Annotated in this window: 12 protein-coding genes; 3 read left to right on the forward strand and 9 right to left on the reverse strand. The window is 70.1% G+C overall.

Translation table 11 applies throughout. The annotated features are described in order from the left end of the window. The first annotated feature begins 114 nt into the window (after positions 1–114). The gene (locus ABZX61_RS48730; RefSeq protein WP_355206044.1) at positions 115–315 is read left to right on the forward strand and encodes an arginase family protein; all 201 of its coding nucleotides are present in this window, start codon (positions 115–117) and stop codon (positions 313–315) included. Positions 316–400: 85 nt separating this feature from the next. Here ABZX61_RS48730 and ABZX61_RS48735 read toward each other — a convergent pair whose 3' ends face one another. Both ABZX61_RS48735 and ABZX61_RS48740 read right to left on the reverse strand, forming a co-directional pair. Next, positions 401–1177 (reverse strand): DUF2267 domain-containing protein, encoded by a 777-nt coding sequence (locus ABZX61_RS48735; RefSeq protein ID WP_355205540.1) that lies wholly within the window; start codon positions 1175–1177, stop codon positions 401–403. A gap of 780 nt (positions 1178–1957) precedes the next feature. Further along, positions 1958–2347 (reverse strand): hypothetical protein, encoded by a 390-nt coding sequence (locus ABZX61_RS48740; protein WP_355205543.1) that lies wholly within the window; start codon positions 2345–2347, stop codon positions 1958–1960. Positions 2348–2665: 318 nt separating this feature from the next. On the opposite strand from ABZX61_RS48740, the gene ABZX61_RS48745 reads away from it, so the two are divergent. Next, complete coding sequence (locus tag ABZX61_RS48745; RefSeq protein ID WP_355205546.1) at positions 2666–6388, forward strand: helix-turn-helix domain-containing protein; 3723 nt, start codon at positions 2666–2668, stop codon at positions 6386–6388. Positions 6389–6536: 148 nt separating this feature from the next. Then, positions 6537–7355, forward strand: coding sequence for an integrase core domain-containing protein (locus ABZX61_RS48750; protein ID WP_355205548.1), 819 nt, complete (start codon positions 6537–6539; stop codon positions 7353–7355). A gap of 215 nt (positions 7356–7570) precedes the next feature. On the opposite strand, the gene ABZX61_RS48755 is transcribed toward ABZX61_RS48750, so the two are convergent. From ABZX61_RS48755 to ABZX61_RS48785, 7 genes are all read right to left on the reverse strand, one after another. Then, entirely contained in the window at positions 7571–8134 is a 564-nt protein-coding gene (locus ABZX61_RS48755) for a TetR/AcrR family transcriptional regulator (RefSeq protein WP_355205551.1), read from the reverse strand. 107 nt (positions 8135–8241) lie between these two features. Beyond that, entirely contained in the window at positions 8242–9045 is an 804-nt protein-coding gene (locus ABZX61_RS48760) for an enoyl-CoA hydratase-related protein (protein ID WP_355205554.1), read from the reverse strand. Positions 9046–9048: 3 nt separating this feature from the next. Beyond that, positions 9049–10224, reverse strand: coding sequence for a thiolase family protein (locus tag ABZX61_RS48765; protein WP_355205557.1), 1176 nt, complete (start codon positions 10222–10224; stop codon positions 9049–9051). Then, on the reverse strand, positions 10221–10619 hold the full coding sequence (locus ABZX61_RS48770) for an OB-fold domain-containing protein (protein ID WP_355205560.1): 399 nt from the start codon (positions 10617–10619) through the stop codon (positions 10221–10223). The genes ABZX61_RS48765 and ABZX61_RS48770 overlap by 4 nt, the downstream gene beginning before the upstream one ends. A gap of 35 nt (positions 10620–10654) precedes the next feature. Continuing rightward, positions 10655–11842 carry a thiolase family protein gene (locus tag ABZX61_RS48775; RefSeq protein WP_355205563.1) on the reverse strand — a complete coding sequence of 396 codons (1188 nt, stop codon included), beginning with the start codon at positions 11840–11842 and terminating at the stop codon, positions 10655–10657. Continuing rightward, complete coding sequence (locus ABZX61_RS48780) at positions 11835–12329, reverse strand: MaoC/PaaZ C-terminal domain-containing protein (RefSeq protein ID WP_355205566.1); 495 nt, start codon at positions 12327–12329, stop codon at positions 11835–11837. The genes ABZX61_RS48775 and ABZX61_RS48780 overlap by 8 nt, the downstream gene beginning before the upstream one ends. Then, a complete protein-coding gene (locus ABZX61_RS48785; protein ID WP_355205569.1) occupies positions 12326–13081 on the reverse strand; it encodes an enoyl-CoA hydratase/isomerase family protein in 756 nt (251 codons plus the stop codon). The genes ABZX61_RS48780 and ABZX61_RS48785 overlap by 4 nt, the downstream gene beginning before the upstream one ends. Positions 13082–13089 lie beyond the last annotated feature (8 nt).

Below are 13089 nucleotides of genomic sequence, written 5' to 3' on the forward strand. Positions count from 1 at the left end.
GCCCAGTGAACGTCTCCACCCACAAAGGATCAGCCCGTAACACCCCACTCATACACAGAAGATGCCCGCTCAACTACTTTCTGCAACACCCTTTATACGGCATCCCACATCGATCTGGATGTCCTCGACCCCGCGGAGTTCGGCTCCGTCTGCTATCCCGAGCCGGACGGGGTGGCGCCGCAACGGCTGATCGAGCTGGTCTCCCGCCTGGACAACGTGGTCGGAGCGGCCATAACGGAACACGCGCCCTCCGGCGGCCCGGGCGATTCCGAGGCGGAGGTGATCCGCGGGCTGGGCGCCGCGCTTCGCCTCTGACCCGCGCTCCTCACGCCTCGGCGGCGGGCGGCGATCAACCCTGTGCGTTCGGCGACCTGAAGGTGGTCCGCGCCGGAGGAGATCCCTATGGGCGGGGCAGCAGTTGCCAGTATTCGTTGGGCAACTGCGCGGTCACGTCGAAGTACTCCTCACTGGAGATCGACTCGCGCAGCACACCGAAGACGGCCTGGGCGTGCTCGCGAGCCATCGCCGGCGAGGTGCCCTCCCGTTCGGCGATCCGCTGCACGAACTCGTCCACGGACATGCGCGCCGCCCGGCCGGGGCCCGCGGCCTTGCCGCGCTTCAGCGGCGGGTGCAGGTGGACGTGGATCTGGCTGATCAGGTCGTCGACCTCGCCCGGAGCGATGCGCTCGGCGAGCGTTTCCAGCACCGCCTCGGTGGCCCGGCGTGCGCCCTCGGGGTCGAGCCCGGTCCGTTTCGCGACCTTGGCCAGAAACTCCTCGACCGGCACGATCTCGACGAACCGCCGTTGGGCCTCCGCGACCAGGGGCTCGAAGTCGTCCGGGAGTTCGGCCGCCATGTCGGCGATCTCGTCGGGGCTCGCGGCCTGCCCGATCGCCCAGAAGACCGCACGGGCGTGCCGGTCTGCTGTGTCGAGGTCCACACCCTCGCGTTCGGCGACGCGCCGCAGGAACTCGTCGACGTCGAAGGTATCGGCGTCCGTGTCGGTGTAGAGCCAGGGCATCAACTCGGGAGGCAGCTCTCTTTGGAGATCCCGGCTCTGCCCCTTCGAGAGCCGCTCGGCGAGGGTTCGGAGCGTGGCCTGCACAGCCCGTTCCACGGCCTGGCTACCCCCGCCGATCTGCTGCTCCACGATCTTGAAGAACTGCTCGTAATCCATGCCAACCCCCGCGTCGGCTCCGTCACAGTACGCGTTCTTGCTGGTCAACTACCCCGTAATGGAGACCGTCACCCGCGCTCCCGACAGCTCGGCCGCCGGGCGCCGGGGTTGGCCGCCAGGGCCGCCCGTTCGGCGTGGACCAGCGACCAGAGGCCGGCGTCGCGGTGCCGGATCGGGTCGGGTCGGTCATATGTTCCCTCCTGTCCGGGCTGTCAGCGACTCAGTACGCCGACGAGGTTCCCGTCGGCGTCGGCGAACACCGCGATCCGGCCGAGCGGCGTCCGCGCCGGCTCCATGACGCGGCTGCCGCCGAGTCTTTGCGCTCACCGGGGCCAAGGCCGACGAGCGCGAGACCCTGCTCGGGATGCTCGACGATGCGCGCGACGTGGTGGCCGATCATCCGGGCCAGACGATCACCGGAGATAAGAACTACTACGTCGCGCATTCGAGCAAGGTGTAGCGGTACGTGATCTGACCTTGCCGCGCCCGGCCCGCAAGGGCGAACCCGAACGGGCCGGAGCACGTCTGTTCCGGCCCCTGCGCCAGATCACCGAGTCGATCAACCAGACCTTTAACGGCCACTTGACCTGGAACGCCACGGCGGCCGTACTCATGCTGGTGTCATCGTGCGCGTACTGGCGCGGGTGCTCGCGACCATCTGGCACAACGACAAGACCGGCCAGCCAATCAAGCGATCGCTGACCTCCTACGACCACTAAACGTGACCACACCCCTTGGACTCATTCGTCCCAGTCGAACGTTCAGATCAAGAGGTGCTGTTCAGCTCGTTTTCCAGGGCCGGCATATGTGGGCCGAACTGCCTCGATCCGAGCACACGTAGTACCGGGCGATCGCGGGAGTGGCCAGTCCGGGCGGCCCCAGGCCGCACCCCGACGCCGAACCATTGGGATCCCGAACGATGCCTGTCTGACCGTCGTGCTTCTCGAAGACCAGGTAGAAGCCGTAGCTGTCGGGGTAGGAGTCACAGGCCCCTGCCTGGCGGTGGTCCGATGACACCCAGCCGTAGCCGCATTCCTGGATGGAGACGGGCCCGCAGGCGCGTACGTTGTAGGTGGAGTAGTGTGCGCTCGCAGGTGAGCTGATCACCAGGAGTGCCACGCCTGCGCTGCCCGCTACGGCGGCCAGACGCCGACTTCGGAAAATCGCCATCGGTGCTCCCTTCGTCGAGGTTCTTGGGGCGGTCAACCACGTCGGGCGATTCCTGAGCATGGCGATCTCAGACCGCCGGAGTCGCCAGTGATGCGAGCAGCGTGAGCAGTGCGGCCGCGGCCATGGCCCGGACACCTGCCTTCACCAATTCGTGCACGTTCATCTCCCTTCGTCGTGGGTGAGAGCGCAGGTCAGAGGGTGGGAGACGCGGAGGCGCCCGCCGCCGTCCCTGGCTGCCCGCACCCTCTGGTCTAGGCCGTGGAAGCTTTGTCCGGAATGGTCTGCGCAGCAGGACAAACAACCCCGGACAATGTGGTCATGGGAAGGCCTGAACGACCTTTGAGCCCCCAGGACGGCCCGGTGCAGTCGCTGGCGTGGGAGTTGCGGCGATTACGGGAGCAGGCGGGTAGGCCCAGCTATCGCCGGTTGTCTCAACAGGCTCATTTCTCGGCCAGCACCTTGGCGGAGGCTGCCAGGGGAGAGCGGCTTCCTTCCCTGGCGGTGACGCTGGCATACGCCACCGCCTGCGGCGGCGATCGGGCCGAGTGGGAGGCACGGTGGACGGCTACGGCACGCGAGTCGGCTGCCTCCGAGGTGCTCGACGACCCCGCGGACGGCGAGATCTCCCCGTATCCGGGGTTGGTGGCGTTCCAGCCGGAGCAGGCGGAGCTGTTCTTCGGCCGCTCCCGCCTCGTCGGCGACGTGCTGGACAGGGCGGTACGCCGGCCGGTGGTCGCGGTCTTCGGCGCCTCGGGCAGCGGCAAGTCCTCCCTTCTGCGGGCGGGAGTGGTGGGACGGATCACGCGGGAGCCGCGGCTGTCGGCGCGATGGCGAGTGGTCCTGATGACGCCCACCGCGGAGCCCATGGAGGCCCTGGCGCGGCAGGTGGCCAAGCTGGCCGGTGCGGACACGCCGACGGGGCTCGGAGAGGACCCGTCCGCCCTCGACGTGGCGGTACGCAACGCGCTGGCCACCGGGCCCGACGACATACGGGTCCTGCTGGTCGTCGACCAGTTCGAGGAGGTGTTCACGCTGTGCGCGCGGGAGGACGAGCGGGCCCGCTTCATCGAGGCGCTGGTCGACGCTGCGCACGGCCCGGAGCGACGGGCGACGCTGGTGCTGGGCGTGCGCGCCGACTTCCTGCCGCATCTCACGCAGTACCCCGGGCTGGTCGAGGCGCTGGCGCACGACGGCCAGGTCCTGGTCGGGCCGATGTCCGAGGACGAGTTGCGGGAGGTCATCGTCATGCCCGCCGCGGGCGCGGGGCTGAGCGTGGACGCCGACCTCCTCGCCACGGTGCTGGTCGAGGCGGCGGCCGAGCCGGGCGCGTTGCCGCTGATCTCGCACGCGCTTCGTGAGACGTGGCGGCACCGTACGGGCTCCGCGCTGACCCTGGACGCCTACCGCGGCACCGGCGGCGTGCGCGGCGCGATCGCCCAGAGCGCCGAGGAGACCTACGACGCCTTCACCCCGAGCGAGCGGCAGACGTGCCGGGCCGTGTTGCTGCGGCTGTGCGCGCTCGGCGAGGGCACGGAGGACACCCGCAGGCCCATCGCCCGCTCCGAGCTGGACGGCGTGGCCGACGCCCCGCTGACCACCACCGTGCTGCGCAGCCTGGTCGCCGCCCGGCTCGTGGTCGTGGACGGCGACACGGTGGAGCTCGCCCACGAGGCGCTGATCCGGGCCTGGCCCCGCCTGCACCGCTGGCTCACCGACGACCGGGCCGACCTGGTGGTGCACCGGCGGCTGACCGAGGCCGCCCTCGTCTGGGACTCGCTGGATCGCGACCAGGGCGCCCTGTATCGCGGAGCCCAGCTGGAGGCCGCTGCGGCGTGGGCCGATCGCCACCCCCGGGAGCCGAATCTGCTGGAGCAGGCGTTCCTGCGGGCCGGCCACGAGCTGCGGCAGGCCGAGGAGCGGACCACGCGGAGCCGGATCCGCCTGCTGCGCCGGCTACTCCTCGCGATGGCGATGCTACTGGTCCTGGCGCTGCTCGGCGGCGTGACGGCTGTGCGGCGCGGCATCGAGGCCCGCGAGCAACAGGCCATCACACTGGCCCGGCACCTGACGGGAGAGTCGCCGCTGCTGTCCTCCACCGATCCCGATCTGGCCGCGCTGCTGGCGATCGCCGCCTTCCGCCTCCACCCCGACGCCGAAAGCAGGGGCAGCCTGCTCAGCGCCGCCGCCGTACCGCGCAGGACCCAGCTCGACACCGGCGAAAGGGGCACCTACGGGCTGGACCTCAGCCGGGACGGCAAGCTGCTCGCCGCAGCGCAGGACGGCGGGGACGTCAGCCTGTGGTCGCCACAGACGCGTACCCGGGTGGGCACGCTCGCCGGACCCGGCCACTACGCCTTCCGCGTGGCCTTCAGCGACGACGCGCGACGGCTCGCCACCGCCGCCCTCACCTCTGGCGGCGGGCTGGTCACCGTCTGGGACGTGCCGTCCCGCCGCAAGCTGGCCGAGCGGGCGTTCACTGTCGCCCCGCTCGCGATCGACCTGAGCCATGACGGTACGACGGTCGCGGTCGGCACCGGGAACGGGGAGATCGCGCTGTGGGACTGGGCGCACGACACGTGGGCCGCGCACCCGCGCCATGGGCGGGCGGAGCCGATCCGCGCCCTCGCCTATAGCCCCGACGGGCGGCTGCTGGTGTCGGTGGGCCTCACCAGCGGGAGGCCGGTGGTGTGGGACGCGGCGACGGTCACTCCACAGGCCGAGCTCGATGCCGAGGAGGTGCACGAGCTGACGTTCGCCATGACGGGCAGGACGCTGGCCACGACGTCCGACCGCAAAGGCGTCCTGCTCTGGGACCTGGACGAACCCGCCAAGCCCACGATGACCTGGCGCCTGCCCGGCCGGCCGACCTACGCCTGGAGCATCTCCGCCCCCGTACGGGGCAGGATCGCCGTGGCCGACGAGAACGGGGCCGTCACTGTCTGGGACATCGCCCGCCGCGAACCACTGGTCAGCTACCAGGATAGAGGCCTCACCGAGACCGCGGCGATCGCGTTGTCCGAGGACGGCACCACCTTGGTCTCCGCCGGTTTCGGCAGGTACATCACACTGCGCAGCCCGGTCCTGCCGCCGTTCGCCGGGCACACCTCCCCCGTGAACGACCTGGCGGCCGACGGGCGGACGGTCGCCTCGGCCGGGGACGACCGCTCCGTGCGGCTGTGGGATCCCGGCGGGCGGCGGGCGACCGTACTGACCGGTCACGGGGACCAGGTGCTGGCCCTGGCGCTCAGCGGGAATGGCCGTCTGCTGGCTGCGCTAACCCGCGATCACACCATCACCCTGTGGGACGCCGCCACCCTGCGGCGGCACGGTCCGGTGATCCGCTTCGCCGGCATGGGCGCCGCCACCGACGTGGCGCTGGACGCGACCGGCGACCGGGTCGCGGCGACGGCCGTGCGGCAGTTCGTGTGGGATCGAGGCGCCGAGGTCCCGGCCGCGGAGGGGTCACTGCTTGACACGGTCTCGGCGGTCGCCTTCATCCCCGGCGGGCGGCTGCTGGTGTTCGGGTGCCCGAACGGCAGGCTCATCGTCCGCGACCTGGCCACGGGCAGGGACCACCAGGTGATCGAGACGGGGCAAGGCGCGGTGCAGGACGTGGCGATCAGCCCGGACGGCAGGCTCGCCGCCACGGCCGGGGCCGATCGCACCGTCAAACTCTGGTCCCTGCCCGAAGGCGCGCCCGTCGCGACGCTGAGCGGGCACAGCAGGCCGGTCTCCGCGGTCGGCTTCAGCCCGGACGGGCGCCGCCTGGCCGCCGCGAGCGAGGACCAGACTGTCCAGGTGTGGGACGTCGCGAGCCGAAGGCGCACGGAGATCCTCTCAGGCCACCAGTCCGCGATCAGGTCGCTGGCGTTCCTCGCCGACGACTCGCTGATCGCGGGCGCGGACGACGGTCGGATCATCCGCTGGACCTTCGACACGGACGCGGCGGTGGCGGCGTTGTGCCGGGCGGTGGGGCGGGATCTGACGGAACGGGAGTGGCGGGCCTACGACGTGTCCATGGCGCCCGATCCCGTGTGCTGACCTTTACCGGCCTGTCCCGCTCGAAAACACGGTTTCGGGCTCTGAGCTGGGGTTCTGCTGCGCGATCAGTGCGGCGGCTGTCCCCATCGCGGGGGTGTCGTTGTCGCTGGTCTACAGGGTGGTTCGGTGCTTGTGCAGCCTTGTGGCGGTGCTGGTCCGCTCTGATTTGTCCAAGGAAGCTGAGCTACTGGTGCTGCGTCACGAGAACCAGGTGCTTCGACGTCGGCTCGGTGTCCGGCCGCAGCGGGGTCACGCCGACGGGCTCTGGCTTGCGGCGTTGTCGCGGCTGGGGTTCCCGATCGCGGCCTCCAGGGTGTGGGAGATCCTGGGCGCGGCCGGTATCGATCCGGCGCCCCGCCGGGCTGGGCCGAGCTGGCGGCAGTTCCTGGCCGCTCAGGCCCGTGCGATCATCGTGTGTGACTTCCTGGTGGTCGAGACGCTGCTGCTCAAACGGCTGCATGTGCTGGTCTTCATCGAGCACGGTACCCGGCGACTGCGCCTGGGTGGGGTGAGCGCGCACCCGACCGGGGCGTGGATGGTGCAGCAGGTCCGCAACCTGGTGATGGGCCTGGGGGAGCGCATCGCCGGGCTACGGTTTTTGATCCACGATCGGGACCCGCTCTTCACCGTCGCTGTTCGGGAGGTCTTCACAGCCGAAGGGCTATGGACCATCACCATCCTGCCGCGGACGCCGAGGATGAACGCCGTCTGCGAGCGGGCCATCGGCGCCCTGCGCCGTGAACTCCTGGACCGGATTCTGATCCTCAGTGAACGCCGCCTGGCCCTCGTGCTCCAGGGGTATCTGATCCACTACAACGGGCACCGGCCGTACCAGTCCCGGCACCAACGGCCTCCGGACACCGCAACGCAGGCCGTCCGCGACGTGACCGACCTCAATGACCTGCGATCCATCCGCCGAAAACCCGTCGTCGCGGGCATGATCAGCGAATACCGCCACGCCGCGTAACCGCAGCTCAGGACACGTAACTCAATATTCGAGCGGCACACCATCCGCAGGACGCCCTGCATGAGCACGTACGCCGACGGGACCGGCTCGGTGGAGTCCTTCACGAATGCTCACGTGCCGCTTGAACTGCACGGACGAAGTTTTCGGCAGGCACAGGATCGGCTGGCTGATGCGCAAAGATGAACAAGCATTTGTTATGTGGCCGAGGTGCAGCCTCAGGCCTCCAGGCCGGTGAGCATCCCGTCGGTGAGGACCTCGGCGATCTGCTCGGCGGTGAGCTCGCCGGTCGGGGAGAACCACTCCGTGGCCGAGTTGAGCATGCCGATGATGGCCAGCACCGTCACCCGCGCGCTCTTGACCGCTCTGAACTCGCCCGCCTCGATGCCCTCGTCGATGATCTGTGAGAAGAGGGCCTCGTACCGGCGGCGCAGCTTGACGACGCGGCGCCTGCCGGTGGAGGCGAGGTAGGTCCATTGGTGGAAGGCGACGCGGGTCTGTTCCAGGGATTCGGCGAGCACGCCCATGTGCGCGTTGATCGCGCCGCGCAGGCGCTCCGGCGCGGTCTGGTCCGACTCCACCACCGGCTCGATCGCGTCGAGGTAACGCTGGATGCCGTTCTCCACGATGCGCTGGAGCAGGTCCTCTTTCTTGCTGATGTGGACGTAGAGGCTGCCCGGCAGGAGCCCGACGGCGTCACTGATGTCCCGCATGCCCACGACCGGGTAGGTCTTTTCGCTGAAGAGCTTGATCGCCGCTTCTTCGATGAGCTCCGGCGACACAGGTCCGCTTCGCTTGGCCTGTCTTTCCTTCCGCGTTGTCAACCGTCCTCCCACGTTCGGTTAACAACTGATTGTACGGCGGGTCGCGGCTCGCTCGCTCCCGCTGGTCAGCGGTTGAATCGCGCCGGCCTGCGTTCGAGGAAGGCATCGACGCCCTCGGCCAGGTCGGGGCCGTTGTGCAGTGCCGCGACCGCCCAGTAGCTGTTGCTCATCGAGGTGGCGAGGTCGACCTGCCAGGTCGAGCGCAGCGCATGCTTCGTGGCCTCCAGAGCCCGCCACGGTTTGGCCGCGATGCGGGCTCCCAGCTCGACGGCGGCGGGGATCAGCTCCTCCGGCTCGACGACCCGGTTGACCAGGCCGATCTCCAAAGCTCGCCGCGCGTCGATGACATCCCCGGTCAGGGCCAGCTCGGCGGCCAGGCCGGAGCCGACGAGCCGGGGGAGGAACCACGACCCGCCGTTTCCCGGTGGTAGGCCCAGGTTGATGTATGTTTCGCCGAGTTTGGCGGCTGTGGAGCAGATGCGGATGTCGCAGGCGAGCGCGAAGTCCAGGCCGCCCGCGGTGGCACCCCCGTTGATGGCGGCGATGGCCGGCAGCCTCGATGCGACGAGGCGCTGAGTCACCGGGAACAGCACTCGCGCGTTGTAGGGCTCCTGGGTGATCGGGAAGGTCTCGTCGAGGTAGGCGCGCATGGCCTTGAGGTCGGCTCCCGCGGAGAACTGCCGTCCCGCTCCGGTGATCACCAGGCAGCGGACCGCGGTGTCGCCTTCAAGGTCGGTGAGGGCGGTGAGCAGGTCCGCCGCCATCTCCGGGACGACCCCGTTGCCCCGGTCCGGTCGGTTCAGGGTCAGCAGTACGACCCCGTCGGCCGCCTGCTCGTAATGCAGCGTCTCCAGCTCGGTGGCCGCCATGACTCATCCTGCCTTGACGAGGATGGTCGCGACACACGCCGCGTACGCGCCCGCGAGCCAGCCGCCCGCGTTGACGGCCATGCCGACCCGGGCACCCTCGACCTGCCTGCGTCCAGCCCGGCCGGCGAGCTGATCGTAGATCTCCACCAGCTGCGCGCAGCCGGTGGCGCCGATCGGGTGGCCCCGGCTCATCAGCCCGCCGCTCACGTTGACCGGCAGCCTGCCGCCGAGCGCGGTGGCGCCCGAACGCACCAGGAGGTGCCCCTCGCCCGGAGCGCACAGCCCGACCTCGGCGTACTGGAGGATCTCGGCGGGCGCGGCCGCGTCGTGCAGTTCGAGCACGTCGATGTCGTCGATCCCCAGGCCCGCGTCCTCGAACGCGGCGGCCGTGGCCGCCGCGACCGGCTGGGACTCCTGGCCGCGCCCGGCGGCCAGGCGGGTCGCCCGGATCTCGCACCCGGCGATGCCGGAGCGGCGGGCGTAGTCCTCCGAGCACAGGACCAGCGCGGCGGCGCCGTCGGTGGTGGGTGAGCACATGGGCAGGGTCAGCGGGTCGACGACCATCCGGGCGTGCAGGACCTCCTCGATCGTCTGCGGCGTCCGGTACTGGGCGAGCGGGTTGAGCGCGGCGTGCCCGCGGTTCTTCACCGCGACGGCCGCGAAGTCCTCGATGCCGGCGCCGTACTCGGCGAGATAGCGCCTGGCCTCCTCCGCGTAGACGTTCACGAACACCGAGTTCGAGGCCGGCTTGTCCGGCTCGGGGCGGGAGGAAGCGTCGACGTCGGTGGCTCCCCGCAACGCGTCGAACGTTCGGGACTTGTCCTCGTGCGACAGCTTCTCGACACCGATGACGATCGCGAGGTCGCACCGTCCCGCGAGCACCGCCTCGAACGCCAGGGCCGCGGCCGAGCTGCTGGAGGCGCACGCGTTCTCCACGTTCACCAGTGGCACGCCGGCCAGACCTGTGGACTGCAACGCGACCTGGCCGCGGATCATCTCCTGCCCGGACACCAGCCCGGCCGCGGCGTTGGCCAGGAACACCCGTTGCACCTCGGCCGCGGTCACGCCGGCGTCCTTGAGCGCCAGCTCCGTGACGGCCTCGACCATCATCCGCTCGCTGCGCCGTACGTCCCGCCCGAAGGGGATCATGCCGACACCGGCGATCAGCACTTTGCTCACTGGTGCACCACCGCGAACCACGGCACCGGCCGCCGGGCGATCTCGTCCTGGGACGCCGGCCGGAAGCGCACCCGCGTGTCGCAGCCGTAGGCGCTCCATCCGCCGTCCTCGCCAGGCCACAGCCGGGCCAGCAGTTGCACGCCCTCGGCGAGCTTGACGACCCCGAGCGCGTACGGGGTCTCCGACTCGAAGCCGGTCGGCGCTCCGAAGCGGGTCACCGCGAAGCTGTGCAGCACTCCCGTGCCGGACGCCCGGACCCATCCGAGATCGACCTCATAGCAGAAGGGGCAGCGATGGCGTGGGTACATGTTGTCGCGACCGCAGCCGTTGCAGTGCTGAATGACCAGCTCACCGCGACCGAGCGCGTCGTAGTAGGGACGGGTGAGCGGCTCCATGCCCGGGTCGCTCCCTGAATCACTCCCTGGAGTACTCATCTTGTCACCCCTTCCAGCAGGAGCACCTGGCTGTCCATGTAGGTCCCGCCCGAGCCGCCGCAGACCGCACGCTCCGCGCCGGCGACCTGCCGCTCGGGCCCCGCCCTGCCCAGCAGCTGGCGAACGGCCTCGGCCAGCAACGCCGTGCCGCCGCCGACGCCGGTGTGGCCCGCGGAGAGCAGACCGCCGTTGGTGTTGACGGGCAGCCGGCCGCCGGGGGAGTAGTCGCCCGCGGCGAACGTCCGTGCCGCCTCGCCTGGCTTGGCCAGTCCGAGGCCCTCCAGCGCGATGGTGAGCACGGCGGGATAGGAGTCGTACACCTCGGCGAGGTCGGCGTCGTCCGGCCCCCAGCCCGCCTGCTCGTAGGCCTGCGCCGCGGCCTTCGGCCAGCCGAGTACGGCGAGGTCGCGCTCCTGACCGATGCTGTAGTGGGACACGCAGCCGCCGGATCCGGCGATCCGCACCCACCGGTCGTGCGAGCGCCGCGCCATGGCGGCGCTCGTCAGGACGAAGCCGACCGCGCCGTCGGCCAGCATCGGGCATTCCAGCGCGTGCAGCGGATCGGAGACCATCTTGGACGCGAGGACCTGCTCGACCGTCAGCGGCTTGTCCTTGTACATCGCGTTGGGGTTGAGCCTGGCCCACTCGCGCAGCACGACGCACACCGACGCCATCTGAGCGGCGGTGGAGCCGCTCGCGGCCATGTAACGGTTGGTGATGAGCGCGCCGACCGCGTTGAACGACAGTCCGGACGGCTTCTCCCATTCGCGGGGTATGCCGTTCGCGGTCAGCATGTCGATCATCTCGTTGACCGGGGCCGAGCCCCACTTCTCGGCCTGCAGCACCAGGACGTTGCGGGCGTGCCCGCTCGCGATCAGACCGGCGGCGGTGCGCATCGTGTTGTCGCTCGTCGACCCGCCCGAGTGGATCATGTAGCTCGCCTTGGCGCGGCCGCCCAGCCCCAGCTCTTCGACCACGCGGGAGAACACCAGGTCGGCCTGGTCGGCTGGGGAGTGCAGGCAGGGGATGAGCAGGATGGTGTCGATGTCGGACATCGACATGCCCGCGTCCCGCACCGCCGCCACGGCGACGTCGACCAGCGAGCCCATGAACGGCCGCTTCGGATACCGGCCGGACGGCAGTTCGCCGACGCCGATGAACGCGGCCTCGTCAGCATCACTCACCAGGGTCTCCTTCCTGTCCGGGGCCGGGCTCTCTGCGTCGCGCGAGCAGCACCATGCGGAAGCGCATGACCTCCTCGTCCTTCTGGTTCAGGACCGTGTAGTCGAGTCGGAGCACGCCGTACCTGGGCTTGCCGCCCTCGGCCCCGGCGATCTCGACCCGCACGCGGATGGTGTCGCCGGGGAACACCGGCGCCAGCGCACGCATGTTCTGGCATTCGAGGAACGCCACGATCGCGTCGCCGAGGAAACCCGACAGGGCGACCTGGCCCACGGCCAGGCTGAAGGTGAGCGGGCCGTGGGCGATCCGGCCGCCGAAGCGGGTGCCGCGGCCGTACTCCTCGTCGACGTGGAGGGGGTAGTGATCCCCGGTGAGGCCGGCGAACGCGGAGATGTCCGAGATGTCGACAGTCCGGCCGGGGGAGAGCACCGTGTCGCCGACGGAGAAGTCCTCGAAGTGGTGCCGGAGCCGGTTGAAGGTGGCGGTCACAGGCTCAACGCCGCCAATGCCTCGTGCGCCAGCCCGTACCCGAGCTGGTCGTGGATGAGCCGCTTGATCTCGCGGGTGAGCACGGCGCGCGCGTACCGGCGGGCCAGGTCGGGTTTTGAGGCGATGTCGGCGGCGAGCTCGCGAGCCCGGGCGAGCGCCTGGCCTGCGGGGACGACCTCGTTCACCACGCCGTAGTCCAGAGCCTGCCGGGCGTCGAGCTCCTGGCCGGTCAGCAGGAAGTAGCGGCCGCGGGTCGAGCCGAGCACGTGCGTCCAGGCGAGGTGGGCGCCGTCGCCGGGCACGATGCCGGACGGGAAGTGCGGGCCGTCCTTGAATCTGACCGTGTCCGCCGCGACGATGATGTCGGACAGGATCGGGATCTCCGGGTGGATCAGCGCGGGCCCGTTGATCGCGGCCACGACCGGCACCTCGATGTTCATCAGGTTGGTGAGCAGCCGCTGGCCCTCGAACATGATGTGCGCCCAGTCGGCGGCGGTGCCGAGGTTGAAGCTGGAGAAGTCGATCTCCGCGCAGAACGCGTCGCCCGTGCCGGTCAGCAGCACGACCTTGTTCTCCGGGTCGCAGGCGATGTCGGTGAACGCGTACGCGAGCTCGTCGTGCGCCTGGCTGGTCCACACGAGACTGTCGCCGTTGGTGTGAACGGTTACCTGGAGAATGCCGTTCTCGCGTTCGAGACGGACGTTCTCGTACCTCTTGGAGTACTCGTCTAGCGACGGATTGATCCTGGCCATGTGGCACC

The organism is Nonomuraea sp. NPDC003709, from assembly GCF_040610775.1.
Classification (GTDB): domain Bacteria; phylum Actinomycetota; class Actinomycetes; order Streptosporangiales; family Streptosporangiaceae; genus Nonomuraea; species Nonomuraea angiospora_A.